24 protein-coding genes, 1 pseudogene and 1 other annotated feature are annotated in these 20,352 nt (G+C 35.9%); of the genes and pseudogenes, 16 read left to right on the forward strand and 9 right to left on the reverse strand.

The window, feature by feature from the left end:
• The first annotated feature begins 145 nt into the window (after positions 1 to 145).
• The 4 genes from BPMYX0001_RS06320 to BPMYX0001_RS06330 all read left to right on the forward strand — a co-directional run bounded on the left by BPMYX0001_RS06320 (position 146) and on the right by BPMYX0001_RS06330 (position 2,958).
• Positions 146 to 1,324, forward strand: a complete 1,179-nt coding sequence (locus BPMYX0001_RS06320; RefSeq protein ID WP_371391149.1) for a M20 metallopeptidase family protein — start codon at positions 146 to 148, stop codon at positions 1,322 to 1,324.
• Between the two features lie 245 nt (positions 1,325 to 1,569).
• A complete protein-coding gene (locus BPMYX0001_RS32980; protein WP_167535671.1) occupies positions 1,570 to 1,722 on the forward strand; it encodes a hypothetical protein in 153 nt (50 codons plus the stop codon).
• Positions 1,715 to 2,161 (forward strand): flavodoxin, encoded by a 447-nt coding sequence (locus tag BPMYX0001_RS06325; protein ID WP_016113977.1) that lies wholly within the window; start codon positions 1,715 to 1,717, stop codon positions 2,159 to 2,161. The genes BPMYX0001_RS32980 and BPMYX0001_RS06325 overlap by 8 nt, the downstream gene beginning before the upstream one ends.
• A gap of 23 nt (positions 2,162 to 2,184) precedes the next feature.
• Positions 2,185 to 2,958 (forward strand): hypothetical protein, encoded by a 774-nt coding sequence (locus tag BPMYX0001_RS06330; RefSeq protein ID WP_006094132.1) that lies wholly within the window; start codon positions 2,185 to 2,187, stop codon positions 2,956 to 2,958.
• 255 nt (positions 2,959 to 3,213) lie between these two features.
• Here BPMYX0001_RS06330 and BPMYX0001_RS06335 read toward each other — a convergent pair whose 3' ends face one another.
• From BPMYX0001_RS06335 to BPMYX0001_RS06350, 4 genes are all read right to left on the reverse strand, one after another.
• Entirely contained in the window at positions 3,214 to 4,122 is a 909-nt protein-coding gene (locus tag BPMYX0001_RS06335; RefSeq protein WP_006094134.1) for an aminoglycoside phosphotransferase family protein, read from the reverse strand.
• 229 nt (positions 4,123 to 4,351) lie between these two features.
• Positions 4,352 to 4,501 carry a hypothetical protein gene (locus BPMYX0001_RS32985; protein WP_003196135.1) on the reverse strand — a complete coding sequence of 50 codons (150 nt, stop codon included), beginning with the start codon at positions 4,499 to 4,501 and terminating at the stop codon, positions 4,352 to 4,354.
• A gap of 18 nt (positions 4,502 to 4,519) precedes the next feature.
• Positions 4,520 to 4,693 carry a hypothetical protein gene (locus BPMYX0001_RS06345; RefSeq protein WP_006094135.1) on the reverse strand — a complete coding sequence of 58 codons (174 nt, stop codon included), beginning with the start codon at positions 4,691 to 4,693 and terminating at the stop codon, positions 4,520 to 4,522.
• Between the two features lie 74 nt (positions 4,694 to 4,767).
• A complete protein-coding gene (locus tag BPMYX0001_RS06350) occupies positions 4,768 to 6,126 on the reverse strand; it encodes an MATE family efflux transporter (protein WP_006094136.1) in 1,359 nt (452 codons plus the stop codon).
• A gap of 193 nt (positions 6,127 to 6,319) precedes the next feature.
• Here BPMYX0001_RS06350 and bacA point away from each other — a divergent pair, with 193 nt between their 5' ends.
• Positions 6,320 to 7,114: an undecaprenyl-diphosphate phosphatase gene (gene bacA, locus BPMYX0001_RS06355; RefSeq protein ID WP_003196138.1), complete on the forward strand. Its 795-nt coding sequence runs from the start codon at positions 6,320 to 6,322 to the stop codon at positions 7,112 to 7,114.
• Positions 7,115 to 7,142: 28 nt separating this feature from the next.
• Here bacA and BPMYX0001_RS06360 read toward each other — a convergent pair whose 3' ends face one another.
• Both BPMYX0001_RS06360 and BPMYX0001_RS06365 read right to left on the reverse strand, forming a co-directional pair.
• Positions 7,143 to 7,697, reverse strand: coding sequence for a thioredoxin family protein (locus BPMYX0001_RS06360; RefSeq protein ID WP_006094137.1), 555 nt, complete (start codon positions 7,695 to 7,697; stop codon positions 7,143 to 7,145).
• A 67-nt stretch (positions 7,698 to 7,764) separates the two neighbouring features.
• Entirely contained in the window at positions 7,765 to 8,208 is a 444-nt protein-coding gene (locus BPMYX0001_RS06365; RefSeq protein WP_006094138.1) for a YrvL family regulatory protein, read from the reverse strand.
• 508 nt (positions 8,209 to 8,716) lie between these two features.
• Here BPMYX0001_RS06365 and BPMYX0001_RS06370 point away from each other — a divergent pair.
• From BPMYX0001_RS06370 to BPMYX0001_RS06380, 3 genes are all read left to right on the forward strand, one after another.
• The gene (locus BPMYX0001_RS06370; protein ID WP_003206336.1) at positions 8,717 to 9,136 is read left to right on the forward strand and encodes a MarR family winged helix-turn-helix transcriptional regulator; all 420 of its coding nucleotides are present in this window, start codon (positions 8,717 to 8,719) and stop codon (positions 9,134 to 9,136) included.
• A 172-nt stretch (positions 9,137 to 9,308) separates the two neighbouring features.
• Positions 9,309 to 9,464, forward strand: a complete 156-nt coding sequence (locus BPMYX0001_RS06375; protein ID WP_016113985.1) for a hypothetical protein — start codon at positions 9,309 to 9,311, stop codon at positions 9,462 to 9,464.
• A gap of 715 nt (positions 9,465 to 10,179) precedes the next feature.
• Positions 10,180 to 11,523 (forward strand): TrkH family potassium uptake protein, encoded by a 1,344-nt coding sequence (locus BPMYX0001_RS06380; RefSeq protein WP_006094139.1) that lies wholly within the window; start codon positions 10,180 to 10,182, stop codon positions 11,521 to 11,523.
• 33 nt (positions 11,524 to 11,556) lie between these two features.
• Here BPMYX0001_RS06380 and BPMYX0001_RS06385 read toward each other — a convergent pair whose 3' ends face one another.
• Positions 11,557 to 11,919 carry a hypothetical protein gene (locus BPMYX0001_RS06385; protein WP_003196147.1) on the reverse strand — a complete coding sequence of 121 codons (363 nt, stop codon included), beginning with the start codon at positions 11,917 to 11,919 and terminating at the stop codon, positions 11,557 to 11,559.
• A 355-nt stretch (positions 11,920 to 12,274) separates the two neighbouring features.
• Here BPMYX0001_RS06385 and ytfJ point away from each other — a divergent pair, with 355 nt between their 5' ends.
• Complete coding sequence (ytfJ, locus tag BPMYX0001_RS06390) at positions 12,275 to 12,676, forward strand: GerW family sporulation protein (protein ID WP_018764198.1); 402 nt, start codon at positions 12,275 to 12,277, stop codon at positions 12,674 to 12,676.
• Positions 12,677 to 12,791: 115 nt separating this feature from the next.
• Positions 12,792 to 12,881: a hypothetical protein gene (locus BPMYX0001_RS06395; RefSeq protein ID WP_016113989.1), complete on the forward strand. Its 90-nt coding sequence runs from the start codon at positions 12,792 to 12,794 to the stop codon at positions 12,879 to 12,881.
• A gap of 351 nt (positions 12,882 to 13,232) precedes the next feature.
• Here BPMYX0001_RS06395 and BPMYX0001_RS06400 read toward each other — a convergent pair whose 3' ends face one another.
• On the reverse strand, positions 13,233 to 13,472 hold the full coding sequence (locus BPMYX0001_RS06400) for a YkuS family protein (protein WP_003196153.1): 240 nt from the start codon (positions 13,470 to 13,472) through the stop codon (positions 13,233 to 13,235).
• Between the two features lie 193 nt (positions 13,473 to 13,665).
• Positions 13,666 to 13,905, reverse strand: a complete 240-nt coding sequence (locus BPMYX0001_RS06405) for a DUF3911 family protein (RefSeq protein WP_016113990.1) — start codon at positions 13,903 to 13,905, stop codon at positions 13,666 to 13,668.
• A gap of 57 nt (positions 13,906 to 13,962) precedes the next feature.
• On the opposite strand from BPMYX0001_RS06405, the pseudogene BPMYX0001_RS34680 reads away from it, so the two are divergent.
• From BPMYX0001_RS34680 to BPMYX0001_RS06430, 6 genes and pseudogenes are all read left to right on the forward strand, one after another.
• A pseudogene (locus BPMYX0001_RS34680) lies at positions 13,963 to 14,159 on the forward strand (hypothetical protein).
• A gap of 157 nt (positions 14,160 to 14,316) precedes the next feature.
• Positions 14,317 to 15,213: a branched-chain-amino-acid transaminase gene (ilvE, locus tag BPMYX0001_RS06410; RefSeq protein ID WP_006094142.1), complete on the forward strand. Its 897-nt coding sequence runs from the start codon at positions 14,317 to 14,319 to the stop codon at positions 15,211 to 15,213.
• A 16-nt stretch (positions 15,214 to 15,229) separates the two neighbouring features.
• Positions 15,230 to 15,458: a binding site (T-box leader), on the forward strand.
• Between the two features lie 73 nt (positions 15,459 to 15,531).
• Positions 15,532 to 17,232: an acetolactate synthase large subunit gene (gene ilvB, locus BPMYX0001_RS06415; protein ID WP_006094143.1), complete on the forward strand. Its 1,701-nt coding sequence runs from the start codon at positions 15,532 to 15,534 to the stop codon at positions 17,230 to 17,232.
• On the forward strand, positions 17,229 to 17,741 hold the full coding sequence (gene ilvN, locus BPMYX0001_RS06420; RefSeq protein ID WP_016113993.1) for an acetolactate synthase small subunit: 513 nt from the start codon (positions 17,229 to 17,231) through the stop codon (positions 17,739 to 17,741). The genes ilvB and ilvN overlap by 4 nt, the downstream gene beginning before the upstream one ends.
• A 27-nt stretch (positions 17,742 to 17,768) precedes the next feature.
• Positions 17,769 to 18,779, forward strand: a complete 1,011-nt coding sequence (ilvC, locus tag BPMYX0001_RS06425) for a ketol-acid reductoisomerase (protein ID WP_006094145.1) — start codon at positions 17,769 to 17,771, stop codon at positions 18,777 to 18,779.
• Between the two features lies 1 nt (position 18,780).
• Positions 18,781 to 20,301: a 2-isopropylmalate synthase gene (locus BPMYX0001_RS06430; RefSeq protein WP_033798753.1), complete on the forward strand. Its 1,521-nt coding sequence runs from the start codon at positions 18,781 to 18,783 to the stop codon at positions 20,299 to 20,301.
• Positions 20,302 to 20,352: the final 51 nt, after the last annotated feature.

A 20,352-nucleotide genomic window follows, 5' to 3' on the forward strand; every position in this document is an offset into this window, starting at 1 on the left:
TTCTATATGAATTTGTAATGGATTTGTCTTTTTTTAATGAGTTGTGAGTGTATAAATCGATTTTTTGAAAATGAAAATCTTACAAGGAAATTAAATAATCACAGTGAAATAAGAAATGTGAAGAATGAAAAGGAGGTTGTCAGGAATGGAGCGTTTGAAAAAGGTATGGCAGACATATGTGTCAGAGGAAAATATTATAAAGTGGCGGAGACATTTTCACCAATTTCCTGAACTATCATTCCACGAGGAAAAAACTTCACAATTTATATATGATACATTATGTTCATTTTCAGCTTTCGAGGTGACAAGACCGACGCGGTATAGTGTGATGGCAAAGAAAAAAGGAAAGAAGGCAGGCAAAGTAATAGCAATTCGTGCAGATATGGATGCCCTGCCAATTCAGGAAGAAACGTCTAAACCATATGCATCAGTTATTTCAGGGGTTATGCATGCATGTGGGCATGATGCACATACCGCTATTTTATTAGGTACAGCAGAAGCGATAGCAAATAAGAATGAGGATTGGGAAGGAGAAATTCGTCTTTTATTTCAACATGCTGAAGAAGTGTATCCTGGTGGTGGACAGGAAATGGTGAGAGCTGGTGTGATGGATAATGTGGATTATATTATCGGCCTACATGTAATGTCTGGATTAGAAACGGGGAAGGTTGGAGTTGTATATGGGCCTATGATGGCTGCTCCCGATGTATTTACGATTGAAGTAAAAGGAAGAGGTGGCCATGCTGCTAGGCCGGAAGAAACAGTAGATCCGATAGCAGTTGGTGCGCAAATCATTACGAACTTACAACATATTGTATCTAGAAATACAGGCGCTTTTATGCAAAGAGTTGTTTCCATAACACAATTTCACGGGGGAACAGCAGATAATATTATTCCTGATACAGCATATTTAATGGGAACAGTCCGGTCCTTTGATCAAAAACTAAGGAAAGAATCGGAAGAGATGATTGAACAAATTGCTAAGGGGATTGCAGAGGCACATGGTGCAGCGTATACGTATACATATCGCTATGGATATGACCCGGTTATCAATGATACGTTTATTACAAAAATAGTAGAAGAAAGTGCGGTAGAGTTGTTTGGAAAGGAGAGAATTGTAAAGCTAGCTCCTTCGATGGGAGGGGAAGATTTCTCGGCATATTTAAGAAAAGCGCCAGGCTGTTTTATTAAATTAGGAACTGGAAATGAGAAAATCAAAACTTGTTATCCTCATCATCATCCAAAGTTTGATGTGGATGAATCAGCTTTAATTAATGGGGCAGAGTTATTTTTACAGGCGACAATGAATTTACTAAAAGCTTAAAAGAGTACAAAAAAAGGCAACTGCGCTTATCGCAGTTGCTTCTATTTCTTTCCGTTAGAGAGGGCTGAGAAAGAACTATGCTCATTTATAGTATATGAATAGCTGGCGGACAAGCTTGTACCTTTTCATTATTTTTTAAAAAATAGTTATTGACTTTGATAATCATTTTTATTTAACCTAAAAGTATAGTTGAAATTGATAATTATTATCAATGTATTCACAAGTGCAGAATGGATGAGGGAGAGATGAAAAAGATATTTCGCCTTGGGCAAAGGGAAATTAAAAATAAAGATATAAAATGGCAACGGCGTGTAATTCGTGCTGAATATGTAGAGGAGAAGAAAGGAAACAAGGAAGAAGAAGCGATACATAATCAAGGGAGAGATTCAGTTGAATAAATTTGTAATGATTTTTGCAAGTATGAGTGGAAATACAGAGGAGATGGCTGATCATATAGCTGGAGCGATTCGTGAAACAGGCAATGATATTGAAGTGATTGATATTATGACGACGCCAGAAGCTTCTATATTAGAGGAATATGATGGGATTATTTTAGGAGCGTATACGTGGGGAGATGGTGAGCTTCCTGATGATTTCTTAGATTTTTATGACGAAATGGAAGAAATTCATTTAGCAGGTAAAAAAGCAGCAGTATTTGGATCTTGTGATTCTGCTTATCCGAAATACGGGGCAGCTGTTGATATCTTAATAGAAAAGTTACAAGAGCGCGGTGCTGAAGTTGTAATGGAAGGGCTAAAAGTAGAACTAACGCCAGAAGATGAAGATGTAGAGAAATGTCTTCAGTTTGGTGCTGAATTTGTAAAACACCTTTCTTAATGGTGAGAGGGAGATGAAGATGGGTGCAGGGGAAAATATCAATTAAAACGATGACAGATTATCATTTATATGATTTTATGCGTTGTCCACATAAGTTTTATTTTCGCTATATAAAAAGAAGAGAACCTTCTTCGTTTGAATGGAAACAAATGGTTCAATCGATTGTAAATCAAATTATTATTGACTATTACACATCACCTGTAGAAAAACAAACAACAATGCTGTTGTTAAAACGATTAGAGAAACATTGGGATAAAGTGCGTATTGGAATGTTCGCTTCTAAAGCAGAATATTATATTGTTCTTGCAAAGTTAACGGACCATCTAATACAGTTTGTGAAAAATGATGCGAGTAAAACACCACCTTTATTTTTATATGAGAAGTTACAAACATATATGGACGAGTTAGATGTGCACATTTCATTAACGTTTGAAGTGGGTGAATGGTCTACACAATCGTTTGTAATTAAAAAGTATGTTGTTGATGCAAATGAAGAAATGCTTGCTCTTTTTCAAAAGCTTACGGCAGTGTTTAGCTACAAAGTTTTTGGGATTCTTCCCGAAAGAATTGAAGTTGTTAATTTAATAGAAGGAACTAGGTACGAATCTGTTCCAAAAGAGCAAGATATTATGGATGGAATGAACGATTTATATAGAATGAAAGAAATGTTACAGCAACCAGAATATTACACAGAACGTACATTTTGTTCTGAATGTATTGGATGTGCTTTTCGTAATGAATGCAAAGTAGACGAGATGCAAGATGCATTGATAGCGAAGAATACTATACTACATTAGGGGGTGCAAATTTGTATCTCTTTTTGGTATTGACATGAAAAGCTTTTCATCATTTACGGTATATACGTAGGGGAACTTATGATGGGAGGAATACTTAATGGGAAATGGAGTGAAAGTATTTCAATGGTTAAAAGAACAACAGGCTCCTTTTTGGGTCCAATTGTAAATTTTGCAGGTGTTTCAAATGTATAAATTAATTGTAGAAATGGATAAAAAATTAATGATATACGAGGAAAAGAAGAATAGGGAAAGAAATTAATTCCTTCCCTGAAGTATAGTTTGTAAATGTTTTCGATGCTTCTGTATCTCCTGTTCGTTATTTGTTTCAAAGTTATAAACAAGGTTATGGAGTAATGGACTATACTGATAAAATTGAATGACACGCTTAAAGAAAGATAAATCATGATGGGGAGTGAGAGTACAGTACCGTTTATATATGGCATTTGTAAATTCACTACCAAAATTGTTATATAATCCAGCGAAGTCAAAGGCAGGATCTCCAATTTGAGCATCACCAAAATCGATAATACCAGCAATGCTTCTTTTCTCCCCATCAAATAAAATGTGATGATGTGTAAAGTCAGCGTGGATCATTGTTTTTTGGAAATCAGATGCATACATATGTTCAAAAAAATCCTCGAATAAACAATCAAAAGCTTTTTTTTCTAACAATGTAAGTGTGCAAGCAAGATGAACGTGTAATTTCGTTTGAATCTGTCGCCAATATGAGATAGGTTTCTCAGTATCAAATCCCCATTTTACAGCATGTTCTATTGGGATGGTATGTAAAGAAGCGAGAAAGATAGCAAGCTGCGAGATAACTGTTTCACGTTCTTTTACAGTTAATCTTTCTATTGTTTGTACTGTTAATGGCTCCCCATGAATGAGTTTATAATAACTACAAAATGGAATTAAATCTAATTCATTTTTATATAAGATGTGGTATTTTGGGACCTTTATCTCTTGTGACGATTGAGAAAGTATTTCGCATAGTTCTTTTTCGCGAGGTATTCGTTTTGCATACTGGGATTTACGTGGAAAACGGAAGAGCCATTCATTGTTAATGATAATGGCTACATTATCCCAGCCATTATCGTTTTGTTCATAAGAGTGTATAGGAATATTGGGTAGTGATTGCTGGATATCTCGCATATAAGATGTCATATGATTCTCTCCTTTTTTTTGGATATATGCATTAATATTATCAGAATTTTTAAACTCTGTGATAATATGGAATAAATATATTGAAAAAAGAGAGGGACATAATGTTTAAATGAAATGCAGTTAAGTTATAGAATGAAGATTATAAAAGAAGATAATACGTTTAAAATTGCGAAGCAACGGCAACGTGTAGAATAAAAATGTCCCCGAAAAGTGGGGACATTTTTTGTATTCACAGGTTCTCGTTTTGTTGTCCAATTTCTTTTTTTGCAATTTCTAGATTGCCTTGTTCGACTTGTTTATGCACATTTATAGAATCACCAGCATAACCTTTTTGTGTTTTTACAACTCTTTTAGAAAAGAGTGAGGATTGTTTAGTCATAATATAGTTCCCTTCCCATTAAAAGTAGACGAAAATGATGAGTACAAGTAATATTGTCCCGAAAATACCAATCCCAACTAAAAAGGAAGTATTTTTATATTGAGGCGGTTTATGAATATCTTGCCTGTATCCAGGTGAGATTTCAGGAGCAAACTCTTCATCGTAGGACTGCTGTTTTTTCTTTTCATCCATAGATTTACACCTTTCTTTTTTATTATGTTACACGTTTAAAGAGGAACTATGCATGATGAAAAAAGCCGCTAGGATTAGCGACTCTTTTGTGATGTATATTTACGTTGTACTTGAAAGAGACGAACAAGCAGAAAGGTAGCTCCAAATGCTAGCCCTATAATAAGACCAATCCAATAACCTTTAGCTGCCAAAGAAGTATAGGTTGCTAATATATAACCTAGAGGTAAACCAATGATCCAGTAGGCAATAAGTGTCATAATCAAGGTAACATTCACATCTTTATAACCACGGAGTGCACCTTGCACTGGAGTAGCAATTGCATCGGAAATTTGAAATAAAATCGCAAAAATGAGAAACTCTTTTGCTAAATCATGAACAGCAATATCTGTTGTATAAATAGATGCAATTTGATCGTCAAAGAAAAAGAGTAAGATAGAATATAACAAGGCAAAAGCAAGTGCCAAACCAATTCCAATAAAACTGTATTGTTTTGCGTTTTCACAGCGATTTGCTCCAACTTCAAAACCAACTGCAATTGTCATAGCCATTGCTAAACTTAAAGGTGTCATATATAAAAGGGAAGCAAAGTTCATTGCTGCTTGATGTGCAGCGATTGTTGTTGTGCTAAAATTACTCATCATGAGTGTTACGGCAGCGAAAATACTCGTTTCAAAAAAGATGGCAAATCCGATAGGTACCCCAAGTTTTAATAATTCTTTCCAGCTTGAAATAGAAAGTCGGTATAAGCGCCTGAAGATACCAAAAGATGTAAACGGTTCTTTCATACGGATAATAATAATCGTAATAAATAAAATGCACCAATATGTTGCGGTAGAAGCAATTGCTGCACCAACGCCTCCTAGTTTCGGAAAGCCGAAATGACCGAAAATAAATACATAGTTTAAAATGATGTTAATAGGTAAGGAAAGTAATGTAATAATCATTGTTGTACGTGTTTTTCCTAATGCATCAATAAACCCACGTAATACAGTATAGACAAATAAAGGGATGATACCAATTGCAATAATGCTTAAAAATTGAGAAGCAATGTGTTCGACCTGCTCTTCTAAATGCATGCCTTTTAGAATTGGTGAAACGGCAAAGAAACCAATGAGAATAACAAGTAAACTAACTCCGATTGCCAAATACACGGCTTGTATCACGATATGAGGAACATCCTCTTTTTGTTTTGAGCCAACAAGTTGAGCGATAATAGGCGTGGTAGCCATTAAGATTCCTGTTAATCCCGTACTAATCGGAATCCATATACTTGTTCCAATTGCGACCCCTGCTAAGTCAGTAGCACTTGCATGCCCTGACATTGTTGTATCAAAAAAACTCATTGCAAATAAAGACATTTGCGTTACAAAAATCGGGAAAAATAGTAATACAAATTGTTTTATTTTTTGTGAAAATGAATTGGTTTCTTTCATAAAAGCTCCTTTCTATGTAGGACCAAACTCTTTCTATCATACAATTTAATAAGAAAATAGAAAAGAAATACACATATGTGAATGTATTGTTATATTTTGAAAGAATGAAAAAAGAGATGCACTTTGAAATTGGATAAGGTATTATGATAAGGTGTGAAAAAAGTATATATAAGGTATTAAGGAGGCACTACTCGTGGCTGATTGGTTAATTGGTTTAATCATGGGAGCTGTTGAAGGATTAACGGAATTTTTACCGGTTTCATCAACGGGACATATGATTTTAACAGGACATTTAATTGGATTTGATGATGATAGAGCAAAAGTATTTGAAGTTGTCATCCAATTGGGATCGATTTTAGCGGTTGTCGTTGTATTTTGGAAACGTTTATGGTCATTAGTTGGGATTGGCAAGGTAACACAAGGACCATCTTTAAATTTATTACATATCATTATCGGTATGATTCCAGCAGGAGTACTTGGTGTTTTATTCCATAGTAAAATTAAAGAAGTTTTATTTGGACCAGGCCCCGTTGTTATCAGTTTAATCGTTGGTGGTATTTTAATGATTGTTGCTGAGAAATTTTCAAGACCAAGTACAGCGAAAACATTGGACGAGATTACGTATAAACAAGCATTCACAATTGGAATGTTCCAATGTTTAGCACTGTGGCCAGGATTTTCACGTTCTGGATCTACAATCAGTGGTGGATTATTAGCTCGTGTATCTCATACAGCCGCTGCTGAATATACATTTATTTTAGCGGTACCAATGATGGTTGCAGCATCAGGGTTAGATTTAATTAAAAGCTGGGACGTATTAAGTTCAGCAGATATCACATTATTTGCAACTGGTTTTATTACGGCTTTCCTTGTAGCAATGCTTGCGATTGTTTCATTCTTAAAATTATTAGCTCGTGTAAAGTTAACACCATTTGCTTATTATCGTTTTATTTTAGCTGCGGTGTTCTATTATTTCTTCATTATGTAATAAAAAAACTGCCATTTGGCAGTTTTTTTTATTTTACTATTTTTTCAATCATATTTTCCATCGCATGTTCCCAAAGTGAAGTGTCGTCAGCTAATGTAGCACGGAAATTAGCATACATGTCTTTCTGTTTTTCTTCAAATTGTGGATCATCTTTTTCAGGTAATGTAGCACGCATAGAAGTTACTAATTCTTGCACTTTTGGAGCACGTGGTCCCCAAACCGCCTGTTCTTTTCCATCCTTATCAATAAAAATAAAGATTGGAATGGCACGGGCTGTTCCATTTGTTAAATATTGATCCATTAACTCTAAATTTTCATCACGGATGAGTAATCTCATTTCAATATTGGAAACTTCGCAAATACGTTTCATAACAGGTACGCAAAGAAGAGCGTCTCCGCACCAATCAGCGGATAGTACAATAACACGCCATCCGTCGTTTTGACGTTCTTCTAAAACAGGAAGCAATTCGTTCGGAATTAAAAAGTTATTATAAATATGTAGTAATTCATACTGGTTCACAGTCATGTTATTTACGTATGTATCAAAGGACATACCTTTATCAGCCCATTGTTGTAATGTCATATGTAACACCTCTTTATTATATTTTTGTTTTTATTGTATCAATTTTTATCGTGAAATGCTTGTAATCTTACTCTTTCTTTTTGTTATCAGTAGACCATAATTTATCCAAGATAAAAAAGAAAAGGACAATAAGTAATTCAGCTTTATTGGAGATCGTTATACTTTCTATCCAATCATCTGCAGTATGAATAACGAGCCAATCAAGCGAGATTTCTATGAGGGAAAGCAGTAAAAAGGATAGCCATTTTGACATGTGCGTGAGCAGAGGGGTTAAAAGTACTTTGAAAAATAAAATCAAGAAACTACTAATTCCATCTAGTATAAGGGCTAATAAAAAAAAGAGAAGCAGTGCAGTTCGTGATGTATATTCTACACCAATGAGGCGAAAAACTCCGACATACATAAAGAAAATGAGTGCAAAAGCAATAATTATAAGAAGGGTAATACTACTAATAACAATCGTTTTATCTTTTCCACTTAGATCTGAAAACTTTTCTTCGTCTGGATTCATGATATCCCCCCAAAAAGTTCATCTTATAAAGTGAAACTTTAATCAGTAGGGGGCTTCATCTCCCACTGATTATTAGCCCTCATCAATCGAGTTTTGCCCCCACCTAACTTCTTTGCTCTCGCTGAATTTTTGAGGTGGGGGGCTGACTGCCCGTTAATGCGGGATAAAAGGAAAAAAATTCATATTTTATTATATCATGAATACTTGATGGGAAGTGAAAACAAAAAAGGTGCGACGAATCGCACCCTTTTTGTGGCTGATGTGAGTTTCAGCATGTTAGAAAAGCAACCTGTATCATTTATTTCCAAATAGATAATAAATGATACGTGCTCTAGTGAATAACGGAGATTTTTACTATTGGGTTTTGTTTTGGGAGTGTATCTATCAAATAAGTGAATACATTATGAGTGATTGTATGGGAAAAAAAGATGACAAAATGTAAAATATAAGGTAATATAATTCATAATGTTTTTATTTAACTATATGAAATAAAAGGGAGATGTAAACGGTGTCTCATAATCGCGAACAATTAATGGAGGATCTATCTGCAAATGTTTTTGCTATGTTTCGTTCATTGCGGAATGATATGGGGAAAATTTTTGGAGATTACATACCATGGAATGAATTTCTCGTGCTCCGTATATTAAATCGTAATGAAAAAGAGATGGTTTCTCGCGTAGCAAATGAACTACATGTATCAAACAGTCATATTACAGCTGTTACAGAAAAGCTAATTAATAAAGGTTTTGTAACGCGTTCACGTTCTACATCTGATCGTCGTGTTGTATATTTGGAAATTACGGAACAAGGAAAAGAGTTAGTTGCAAAAATGGAATTGGCAAAAAAACAGTATTTAAAAGAAAGGTTTTCGGCCCTATCTGAAGAAGAAATGCATCTAATGATATCTATTTCGAAAAAACTTATATAGAAAAAAAGCCAGATGAACTATGGCTAATCGAGAATCCTTCCTTGTTTTAGGGAGGTTTTTTTATTCATACTAAAATGAAAAATTGAAATTTGTTACATAGAAGAATGCGATGTGTATGATTGGGATAGGAAAGACATACTAACAATGATGGAAGATGAAAGGAGGAAGAAAGATGACGAATCGCAACGGGAGTCAAGGAAGTGGAAATCAAGGTTCACCAAAAACAGGGCAGTTTCAACAAGAGTTTAGTTCGGAGTTTATAACTGGTAATGATAATAAGGGAAAAGAATATCGTTCGAACAAAGGAAGTAAGTCAAAAAAGGAGTGAATAGATTCACTCCTTTTTTGCTAGGAAATTTGAATTGTATTTTAAGATAAGAAAATAGACCATCTTGTTAATACAAGATGGTCATGGAAGGGGACAATTTATGTCAATTTTAATTAGGGATGGAAAGCTGTTCGAGACACTGGGGAATGTCTCATTATTAGGGAGGAACAGCTTCGATAGATATAATATAAAAGATAGATGTGACCTCAATGTGAACTTGAAGTGAAAGGTATGGGAATTTTAAAAATTTCCCTCTTTTTAAATAATAGAGGGAAGGTAGAACATAGTTAGAGGTCCCATAGTCTAATGAATAGTGGATAAAAAATAGACCATCTCGTTAATACAAGATGGCCATGGAAGGGGACAATTTATGTCAATTTTAATTAGGGATGGAAAGCTGTTCGAGACACTGGGGAATGTCTCATTATTAGGGAGGAACAGCTTCGATAGATATAATATAAAAGATAGGTGTGACTTCAATGTGAATTCGAAGTGAAAGGTATGGGAATTTTTCAGTTGAAATCTATGGAAAAAAGGATTATGCTCAACTATATTATGAGATTATAAAGATTTATCCAAAATAATGAGTTTGTTCTAAAAGTATGAGGAATTGAAAAAAGTTAGGTGAAAAATTACTTTCCGTAAGATTTGGTCCGGTCAAAACGAACGATTAGTGTATGGAAAGAGGTTTTACTTTATTAAGGGAGTTAGTGATATGGAAGCAACAAAAAAACAAGGATTTTATAATCGTTTTATACGATTAAGTCCGCCGCAAATTTTAGCAATGGGCTTTTTTTGTTTAATTGTTGTCGGGGGAATGTTATTGAAACTACCATTCGCGACAAAAGAATCAATTAGTTGGGTAGATGCGTTTTTTACAGCAACCTCGGCAGCGACAGTAACCGGTTTAGGAGTTGTAGATACTGCTAGTACTTTTACAATGTTTGGTCAAATTATCATTATGTTGTTAATTCAGACAGGTGGTCTTGGATTAATGACAATCGCAATTTTAATTGTATGGGTGTTAGGGAAAAAAATTGGTTTACGTCATCGATTATTAATTGGAGAAGCGTTTAACCAAACGAATATTGGTGGTCTTGTAAAATTAGTGAAGCGTGTCTTTATTTTTTCTATTTGTATTGAATTAGTAGGAGTTGTTTTTTTATCCATTCGATTTATCCCGGAATTTGGTTTCGGCAAAGGTTTATATTATAGTATTTTTCATGTTATCGCCTCTTATAATAATGCGGGATTTGCACTATGGCCAGATAATTTAACAAGATATGTAGGAGATCCTATTATTAATATTGGAATTTGTTCTTTAATTGTTATAGGTGGTTTAGGTTTTACGGTGTTAATTGATATATGGTATAGCCGTAGTTTTCAGAAACTATCACTTCATTCGAAAATTATGATTGTTGGAACAGTAGCGCTTAATGTTATTGCGATGATTGTGATTTTTATATTGGAGTATAATAATGTGAAAACATTAGGATCACTATCTTTAGGTGAAAAGATATGGGCTTCATTTTTCCAGGGGATTACACCGCGTACAGCAGGATTTAATACGGTTGATTATGGAGGAATGGAAGAATCATCAATATTGTTTACGATGATTTTAATGTTTATCGGTGCAGGAAGTGTGTCGACAGGTGGCGGAATTAAGTTAACAACATTTGTGATTTTAATTACATCGGTTATTTCCTTTTTTAGAAAGAAGGAAGACTTTGTTTTATTTCATCGTACAATCAAAATGTCAACGGTAACGAGAGCGTTAGCGATTGTAGTTGCCAGTCAAATTCTTATTTTTACAGCAGTATTTTTATTAATGCTTACAGAAAACTTTAGTTTTATTCAACTTTTATTCGAAACAATTTCAGCGTTTGGTACAGTGGGGTTATCAATGGGAATTACGGCTAAGTTATCTGTAATTGGAAAATGTATCATTATGTTTGTTATGTTTTGTGGGTTAATTGGTCCGTTAACGCTTGTATTCTCTCTAGCGCGACCAGCTAAACAAAAAATTCGATACCCATCAGAAGATGTTTTCACAGGATAAGGTATCTCGCAAAGCGCGAGATACCTTTTTTCTTTAAAAAAGTGAGAACAATAAACCGATGATTGCGGCGCGGAATAACAGAGCAACAATAGCAGCAATGCCGCCCACAATAGCAGCGATGCCACCGGTTACAGTAGCTCCACGATTATAGGCATAAATACCTAGTAAAACAGAAACAAGTCCGAAGAGTGTAGGAAATGTAAAGAGTGATAATACAGCAAGAGCAAGAGCGATAAACCCTGCTGTGGATCCTGCTGTTTTTGATTTTACATCGTCTTTATCGTTATAGTTGATATGCTGAGGAGCAACCTCTGCTGCGTACTCTTCTTTATAGTCCCCTTCTTCGGTTCTATGTTGTTCATTAATTTTATCAGTCAACGTAAAGTCTCCTTTCATAGCAAGGTTCATTAGTAGTATGTATATCTTTTTCTTTTTTATCCGGCAAGAAATAGATAGGCATATCATTACTTTATTTCGCTATTTGCAGGCGGTAACACACCCACCTCAAAATTCAGTGAAAGCACAGGAGTTAGGTGAGAGATAAACTGCCCGTAAAAGTCTGATTAGTGAGGGCTGATTAAATTTTCACTTTATCAGACTGAAGTGAAGGATATGTATATTGTTTTTAGATTCTAAGCTGAAGAAAGCTGATAATGGAACAGTGTTTTTTCATGAATTGTAAAACTTGGTATGAGTTCCTCTATTTTGGAAAGTATAAAAAAGAATTAAGAGGAAAAAGGTGGTTTAAATGATGGAACATCCAATTGAAAACTTAATGAAAACGGCAATGACAAATTTAAAAGAGATGGTCGATGTAAATACAATTGTCGGAAGCCCTGTTTCAACAGCGGACGGAAAGGTTGTTTTAACTGTTTCAAAAGTTGCCTTTGGTTTTGGCGCAGGGGGAAGCGATTTTAAAGGGGAAACGTCTGTAGGGAAAAGTTTGGCAGGACAAGGACAACAAAAAGAGGCGAAACAAGGGCATCCGTTTGGAGGTGGAAGTGGTGCAGGAGTTTCAATTGATCCTGTTGCGTTTTTAGTAGTAGGATCTAGTGGTGTACAAGTGTTACATTTACATAGTGGCACACACTTGATTGAAAAGGCTTTGAGTACAGTTCCAAGTACTATAGATAAGTTTGTAAACGGTCGTTAAAAAGTAAACTTGCATTTTTTAGGAATTATGATATATTAGAAAAAGTGTGTTCAGAAACGACAAATATAATTGGAATGTAAATATATATGATTTATGAAATAAGGGAGAGGTAGTTATGATTAATATCAAGAATTTTGCTGTCGGCTTATGTATGTTAGTAAGCGGATTTGTTGTGTATGTAGTAAAAGAAAAGGCTCCATTCTAAAACAGACAGATTGTGATGTCTGTTTTTAATTTGTTAAAATAAATATTGACGAATTTGTTTTTAAGTGTTATGATGACATTTCGTGTCTCGGTTACAGCTAGTATATATTGGATATTTCTTGTAAATGCAATATGAAAAATTTGCGAAAGATCGGGTAATTTTACCAACAACTTTTGTGAATAGACCCAAAAAGTTGTATTTGTAAGCTTATACACATGCTAGTGTATCAGGAGCGGTCAGAGGAACCGTGTTGATGAGAGAGAGGTAGGGCTTTCATCCAGTATATGTTACTTTCCCGTTTAGGTGAATATAAAAAAAGAAGTCTCCTTGTTATAAGGAGGCTTCTTTTTTTTATAAACTACTTTCAATTCGTTGACAAATTTCATCGGTTGTTAAGCCACTTGCTTCAATAACGGGCCCTTTTATTACTGCATTACTAATTCCCATTACATTAGAATCTTGTCCAGTTACGACGCAACAATCGCACCCTTGCACGTCATTTTCAGAACGTAGTGAAATTACTTCATGTCCTTGTTGTTCTAAAGCTTGTTGAACATCGGTTAAAGAATTTTCAACACCAATTTTCGCCATACTCTTCACCTCCTACCATCTAGTAATATGCTCCATTTTTTAGGAAATATTTATGTTTTTAAGGAAAATATGGTAGAAATGTTGATGTATTTAATATTTACGAACAGGGAAATCCCCCTCCTAAAACAAAGAGGTGGGGGATAGCTGCTCAGAAAAGCTCGATTAGAGAGGGGAAGAAAAAATACGTAATGTATTAGTCGTTATATACACCTGTGAGCATTTGACTTACAAACTGATCATTTAATTGATCTTGAGCAGATTCATCATTTGATTGAATGTCAATTGAGGCAGTGAAGTTGTTATTCTGTTCTTCATTTGGAGATACCTCTACGTAATTGTTAAATTTACACAAACCTTTCGTATCCATTAAATCAAATAGTTGTAACATTTCTACTACCTCTTGTCTCGTTCCTTTAATTTGTACACATGCCATATTATTTTCCTCCTTCATTTGACAATTTGTTTTTTTAAATAGGATTATGAAAGCTGCATGAAAAATATGATTGTTATTTTTATACAATGTTATTTTGCTTATTTTCCTCCTTTTCAATCAAAAGTCGTTTTTATTCCCGAATATACGAAATCGGACGCCCGTTTATTGAATACAATAGATTCGCATCATTTGACAAAACTCCTTCTTTTAAGCAAATATTTTTTAGGATGAAAAATGGCGAAAAAAATTTTTGACATTTTGTAAACGTTAACAATGTTGATAAATCAATATAAACAAGGGTTAATATAAATTAAAAATTATAAATTTTCTAAAAATTGTCTTGATTTATTTAAAAAGGAGAGTAAACTAGGAAACAATAAAAAATTCATAGAACATAGGGGGCGCTTTTAAGTGAATGAGCAATGGATTTTCTTAAATGGAGAATTTGTTCCAAAAGACGAAGCAAAAGTTTCAGTATATGATCATGGTTATTTATATGGCGATGGAGTGTTTGAAGGGATTCGTGTCTACAGTGGCAATGTCTTCAGGCTCAAAGAACATCTTATTCGTTTATACGAGTCAGCAAAATCCATTATGTTGGAAATTCCATATACGTTAGAAGAAGTGACAGATATTGTTGTTGAAACGACTCGTCAAAATAAGTTATCTAACGGATACATTCGTTTAGTTGTATCACGAGGTGCTGGGAATCTTGGGCTAGATCCTGATTCTTGTTCGAAACCGAATGTAGTTGTAATTGCGGAACAGTTATCTTTATTTCCGTCGGAATATTACGAAAAAGGTATACCGGTTGTGACAGTTGCCACACGTCGTAATCGCCCAGACGTATTAACACCACAAGTAAAGTCTTTAAACTATTTAAATAATATTTTAGTTCGAATTGAAGCGAAGCTTGCTGGTGTGCAAGAAGCACTTATGTTAAATGAACAAGGTTATGTTGCAGAAGGGTCTGGCGATAATGTGTTCATTGTAAAAGGAAATAAATTAATTACACCACCAAGTTCTGCAGGGGCATTAGAAGGCATTACAAGAAACGCTATTTTGGAAATTGGAGAAAAGCTTGGATATGACGTAAGAGAAGAATTATTTACAAGACACGATGTATATGTAGCTGATGAGGTATTTTTAACAGGAACTGCAGCTGAAGTTATTGCAGTTACGACAGTTGATGGAAGAACGATTGGGCTTGGGAAAACGGGTCCACATACAAATCGTTTATTAGAAGAGTTTCGTAAATTAGTTGTAGAAGATGGAGAGAAAATTTACGAAGAAAATAAAGTTGGATGATAACTCATTATAAAGTTGTAAAGCGTTGATAGGGAGGAGTAGTTGATTGTGAAGCCTCACAGAGAGTCGGTGGTTGCTGGAAACCGATGGTTCACATCGACGAACATCGCCCTTGAGTGCTAAACTGAAGCATTTGCCTAGGTTTAGACGGTAGCTCCGTTATTAGCTAGACTCATCCCCGAGTCACTGAGGCAAGAAGTATTCTTGCGAAGAAGGGTGGTACCGCGAAATCTTTCGTCCCTTCAGCACATAGCTGGAGTGTGGACGTAGGATTTTTTTATTGTAAAAAAACAATTTTAAAGGAGGTTCGTAAGAGCAATGTCTTCAAAAACGGAAGAACAGATGGCAACTGGTGCACAGCTGTTGTTAGAAGCGTTAGGAAAGGAAGATGTAGAAGTTATTTTTGGTTATCCAGGAGGTGCTGTATTGCCGCTCTATGATGCAATTTATGATTGCGAAATTCCTCATATTTTAACAAGACATGAGCAAGGAGCGATTCATGCAGCAGAAGGGTACGCGCGAATTACAGGAAAACCTGGCGTTGTCATTGCAACAAGTGGTCCAGGTGCGACAAATGTGATTACTGGTCTTGCAGATGCAATGATTGATTCTTTACCGCTTGTTGTTTTTACAGGTCAAGTAGCTACAACGTTGATTGGAAGTGACGCTTTTCAAGAAGCGGACATTATGGGACTTACGATGCCGGTAACAAAACATAATTATCAAGTGCGCAAGGCATCAGATTTACCAAGAATTATTAAAGAGGCATTTCATATTGCGAAAACGGGTCGACCAGGACCGGTCGTTATCGATCTTCCTAAAAATATGGTAGTAGAAAAAGGTGAGCGATGTAGTAACGTGCAAATGGATTTACCGGGATATCAACCAAATTATGAGGCGAATCCATTGCAAATCAACAAATTATTACAAGCGATTGATACTGCTGAAAAACCGTTGATTTTAGCCGGAGCAGGTGTACTTCATGCGAAAGCTGCAAAAGAATTAACAGATTTTGCACGAATGTATCGTATACCTGTTGTTCATACACTTCTTGGACTAGGTGGATTTCCGCCAAATGATAAATTATTTCTTGGAATGGGAGGAATGCATGGTTCTTATACAGCGAATATGGCTTTGTATGAGTGTGATTTACTCATAAATATCGGAGCAAGATTCGACGATCGTCTTACAGGAAATTTAGAGTACTTTGCTAAAGAGGCTACAGTTGCACATATCGATATTGATCCAGCAGAGATTGGAAAAAACGTTCCTACAGAAATTCCGATTGTGGCTAGCGCGAAACATGCTTTGGAGGCACTGCTCTCCTGTAAAAGAGGAAAAGAAAATCATAGTGCATGGCTATCGCTTTTAAAAAGCAGAAAAGAACAATATCCATTTTTCTATGATCAAGATTCTGAAGTGATTAAACCACAATCAGCAATTGATATGTTGTATGAAATTACAAAAGGAAGAGCAATTGTCACGACGGATGTTGGTCAGCATCAAATGTGGGCTGCTCAATATTATCCACTTGAAGACCCAGATAAGTGGGTAACATCAGGAGGGCTTGGCACAATGGGATTTGGATTTCCAGCTGCCATTGGTGCACAAATTGCCAGACCAAAAGAATTAGTTGTAGCGATTGTTGGTGATGCGGGTTTTCAAATGACATTACAAGAACTTAGTGTATTGAAAGAACATTCCTTACCGGTTAAAGTTTTGATTTTAAATAATGAAGCTTTAGGGATGGTAAGACAGTGGCAAGACGAATTTTATAAGCAAAGATATTCTCACTCGTTGCTCTCTTGTCAACCGGATTTCGTAGCGCTTGCCCATGCATACGGCATAAAAGGGGTGCGAATTGAAAATCCGTTACTTGCGAAGGGACAGTTGCAAGAAGCGATTGATTTGCAAGAGCCTGTTGTAATTGATTGCAGGGTACTACAGTCTGAAAAAGTTATGCCGATGGTTGCTCCTGGAAAAGGAGTTCATCAAATGGAGGGGGTGAAGGGACAGTGAAAAGGATTGTTACGGCGACAGTTCGAAATCAAAGTGGGGTTCTGAATCGGATTACGGGTGTTATGACCAGGAGGCATTTTAATATTGAAAGTATTTCGGTTGGACATACAGAGTCGTCTGATATTTCACGGATGACATTTGTTGTTCATGTTGAAAACGAGCAACAAGTGGAGCAACTGATCAAGCAACTTCATAAACAAATTGATGTGTTAAAAGTATCTGATATAACAGAAGAAGCAATGATTGCAAGAGAGTTGGCTCTTATTAAAGTAGCGACAACAAGTGTATCGAGAGCAGAATTATATAGTTTAATTGAACCGTTCCGAGCCGCTGTAATAGATGTTGGAAAGGATTCCATCGTCGTACAAGTAACGGGTACACAAGAAAAAGTAGAAGCTCTTATAGAGCTAATGCGTCCATATGGTTTAAAAGAAATTGCAAGAACAGGTGTTACTGCATTTACGCGGAGTATGAAAAAACAAGATAAACAAATTATGTTAATTCATTAATCATTTTAATATAGGGGGAGAAAGAATATGACAAAAGTTTATTATGAGAAAGATGTAGCGGTAAATGTATTAAAAGGGAAGAAAATAGCGATTGTTGGATATGGATCACAAGGTCACGCTCATGCACAAAACTTACGTGATAATGGTTTTGAAGTAGTAGTTGGACTTCGGAAAGGAAAGTCATGGGAAAAGGCGAAAGAGGATGGTTTTTCTGTATATTCAGTGGCAGAAGCTGCAAAATCTGCGGATGTAGTAATGATTCTTTTGCCTGATGAACTACAGCCAGAAGTGTATGAAACAGAAATTGAACCGAATTTACAAGCTGGAAATGCACTTGTGTTTGCTCATGGATTTAACGTTCATTTTAATCAAGTTACACCACCAGAAGATGTAGACGTATTTCTAGTAGCGCCAAAAGGACCTGGACATTTAGTACGTCGGACTTTTGCTGAAGGCGGAGCGGTTCCAGCGTTATTTGCTGTATATCAAGACGCAACAGGAACAGCCATTGAAAAAGCATTATCCTATGCAGATGGAATTGGAGCAACGAGGGCTGGAGTATTAGAAACTACATTTAAAGAAGAAACAGAAACGGATCTATTTGGAGAACAAGCTGTACTTTGCGGAGGTGTTACTGCACTTGTAAAGGCGGGATTTGAAACATTAGTAGATGCTGGTTATCAGCCGGAACTTGCCTACTTTGAATGCTTACATGAACTAAAGCTCATTGTTGATCTTATGTATGAAGGCGGACTTGAAAATATGAGATATTCCGTTTCTGATACAGCGCAGTGGGGAGATTTTGTATCAGGACCACGCGTTGTAACAGAACATACGAAGAAAGCGATGGATGAAGTGTTAAAAGAAATTCAAGATGGCACATTTGCAAGAGGGTGGATTGCAGAGCATAAAGCAGGAAAACCGCATTTCCATGCAACGAATGCTAAGGAAAATGAACATCAAATTGAAGTTGTTGGGCGTAAATTACGTGAAATGATGCCGTTTGTACAACCGAAAGTAAAGGCGGGGGTTAAATAATATGAAACAGATTTTGTTCATGGATACGACGCTTCGTGATGGCGAACAATCACCCGGAGTCAATTTAAATGAACAAGAAAAGTTACAGATTGCCAGGCAGTTAGAAAAACTCGGGATTAATGTGATGGAAGCAGGATTTGCAGCAGCTTCTGAAGGTGATTTTTGCTCAGTAAAACGAATTGCGGAAACGATTCGAAATGCTTCCGTTATGAGTCTAGCAAGGGCGAAGGAAAGTGATATTCAGAGAGCGTATGAAGCATTGAAAGGTGCAGCATCTCCGCGGTTACACGTCTTTTTGGCAACGAGTGATATTCATATGAAATATAAGCTTTGTATGTCAAAGGAGGATGTATTAGATAGTATTCATCGCTCTGTAACTTTAGGGAAATCCTTATTTCCTACAGTGCAATTTTCGGCAGAAGATGCAACGAGAACGGCTCGCCCTTTTTTAGCAGAAGCTGTGGAAGTTGCGATTCGAGCTGGAGCGGATGTTGTTAATATTCCGGATACAGTAGGTTATACAAATCCAGAAGAATATTATTCTCTTTTTAAATATTTACAAGAATATGTTCCTTCTTATGAAAAAACTATTTTCTCTTGTCATTGTCATGATGATCTTGGTATGGCAGTAGCAAATTCATTGGCAGCCATTGAAGGTGGGGCACTGCAAATAGAAGGGACGATGAATGGGATTGGAGAGCGTGCAGGTAATGCTGCTTTAGAAGAAGTAGCAGTTGCTTTGCACATTAGAAAAGACTATTATGAAGCCGAGTCTTCTATAACACTAAAAGAGATTAAAGCAACAAGTACATTAGTAAGCCGGTTAACGGGTATGGTAGTTCCAAAAAATAAGGCGATTGTTGGAGCGAATGCATTTGCGCATGAATCAGGTATTCATCAAGATGGTGTATTAAAAGAAGTAACGACATATGAAATTATTGAGCCAGAACTAATTGGAGAAGCACAAAATTTATTTGTACTTGGAAAACATTCTGGTCGCCACGCTTTTACTGAAAAAATGAAAGAACTCGGTTATGAGTTTACGGAAGAAGAGCGAGATATAGCATTTAGTGCATTTAAGAGATTAGCAGATCGTAAAAAAGAGGTTACAGAAGAAGATTTACGTGCATTAGTACTAGGAGAAACAGCATTTTCAACACAGCAGTATAACATTAAACAATTACAAGTGCATTTTGTATCCAACAGTACACAATGTGCAACAGTTGCACTGGAGGATGAGGCAGGTAATGTGTACGAAGATGCAGCAACAGGAGCAGGTAGTATTGAAGCGATTTATAATGCAATTCAAAGAATTCTAGGACTTGAGTGTGAGTTAGCCGATTATCGTATTCAATCCATTACACAGGGACAGGATGCACTTGCTCATGTTCATGTTGAATTGAAAGAAGGAACACATCAAGTTGCAGGTTTTGGTGTTGCGCAAGACGTGTTAGAAGCATCAGCTAGAGCTTATGTACATGCAGCGGGAAAACTAAAGGCTTTGTTATTCCTTGCAAAGTAATGTTTTGATAAGTGGGGGGGGATACCCCTACTTACCGAAAGATAATTCTGA

This window comes from Bacillus pseudomycoides DSM 12442 (assembly GCF_000161455.1).
Classification (GTDB): Bacteria; Bacillota; Bacilli; order Bacillales; family Bacillaceae_G; genus Bacillus_A; species Bacillus_A pseudomycoides.

Bases quoted from the DNA above. Each gene is read 5' to 3' on its own strand.
- BPMYX0001_RS06320 (WP_371391149.1), top strand. From the start codon at position 146: ATGGAGCGTTTGAAAAAGGTATGGCAGACATATGTGTCAGAGGAAAAT.
- BPMYX0001_RS32980 (WP_167535671.1), top strand. From the start codon at position 1,570: ATGAAAAAGATATTTCGCCTTGGGCAAAGGGAAATTAAAAATAAAGAT.
- BPMYX0001_RS06335 (WP_006094134.1), bottom strand. From the start codon at position 4,122: ATGACATCTTATATGCGAGATATCCAGCAATCACTACCCAATATTCCT.
- BPMYX0001_RS32985 (WP_003196135.1), bottom strand. From the start codon at position 4,501: ATGACTAAACAATCCTCACTCTTTTCTAAAAGAGTTGTAAAAACACAA.
- BPMYX0001_RS06345 (WP_006094135.1), bottom strand. From the start codon at position 4,693: ATGGATGAAAAGAAAAAACAGCAGTCCTACGATGAAGAGTTTGCTCCT.
- BPMYX0001_RS06350 (WP_006094136.1), bottom strand. From the start codon at position 6,126: ATGAAAGAAACCAATTCATTTTCACAAAAAATAAAACAATTTGTATTA.
- BPMYX0001_RS06360 (WP_006094137.1), bottom strand. From the start codon at position 7,697: ATGACATTACAACAATGGGCTGATAAAGGTATGTCCTTTGATACATAC.
- BPMYX0001_RS06365 (WP_006094138.1), bottom strand. From the start codon at position 8,208: ATGAATCCAGACGAAGAAAAGTTTTCAGATCTAAGTGGAAAAGATAAA.
- BPMYX0001_RS06375 (WP_016113985.1), top strand. From the start codon at position 9,309: ATGACGAATCGCAACGGGAGTCAAGGAAGTGGAAATCAAGGTTCACCA.
- BPMYX0001_RS06380 (WP_006094139.1), top strand. From the start codon at position 10,180: ATGGAAGCAACAAAAAAACAAGGATTTTATAATCGTTTTATACGATTA.
- BPMYX0001_RS06385 (WP_003196147.1), bottom strand. From the start codon at position 11,919: ATGAAAGGAGACTTTACGTTGACTGATAAAATTAATGAACAACATAGA.
- ytfJ (WP_018764198.1), top strand. From the start codon at position 12,275: ATGGAACATCCAATTGAAAACTTAATGAAAACGGCAATGACAAATTTA.
- BPMYX0001_RS06395 (WP_016113989.1), top strand. From the start codon at position 12,792: ATGATTAATATCAAGAATTTTGCTGTCGGCTTATGTATGTTAGTAAGC.
- BPMYX0001_RS06400 (WP_003196153.1), bottom strand. From the start codon at position 13,472: ATGGCGAAAATTGGTGTTGAAAATTCTTTAACCGATGTTCAACAAGCT.
- BPMYX0001_RS06405 (WP_016113990.1), bottom strand. From the start codon at position 13,905: ATGGCATGTGTACAAATTAAAGGAACGAGACAAGAGGTAGTAGAAATG.
- ilvB (WP_006094143.1), top strand. From the start codon at position 15,532: ATGTCTTCAAAAACGGAAGAACAGATGGCAACTGGTGCACAGCTGTTG.
- ilvC (WP_006094145.1), top strand. From the start codon at position 17,769: ATGACAAAAGTTTATTATGAGAAAGATGTAGCGGTAAATGTATTAAAA.
- BPMYX0001_RS06430 (WP_033798753.1), top strand. From the start codon at position 18,781: ATGAAACAGATTTTGTTCATGGATACGACGCTTCGTGATGGCGAACAA.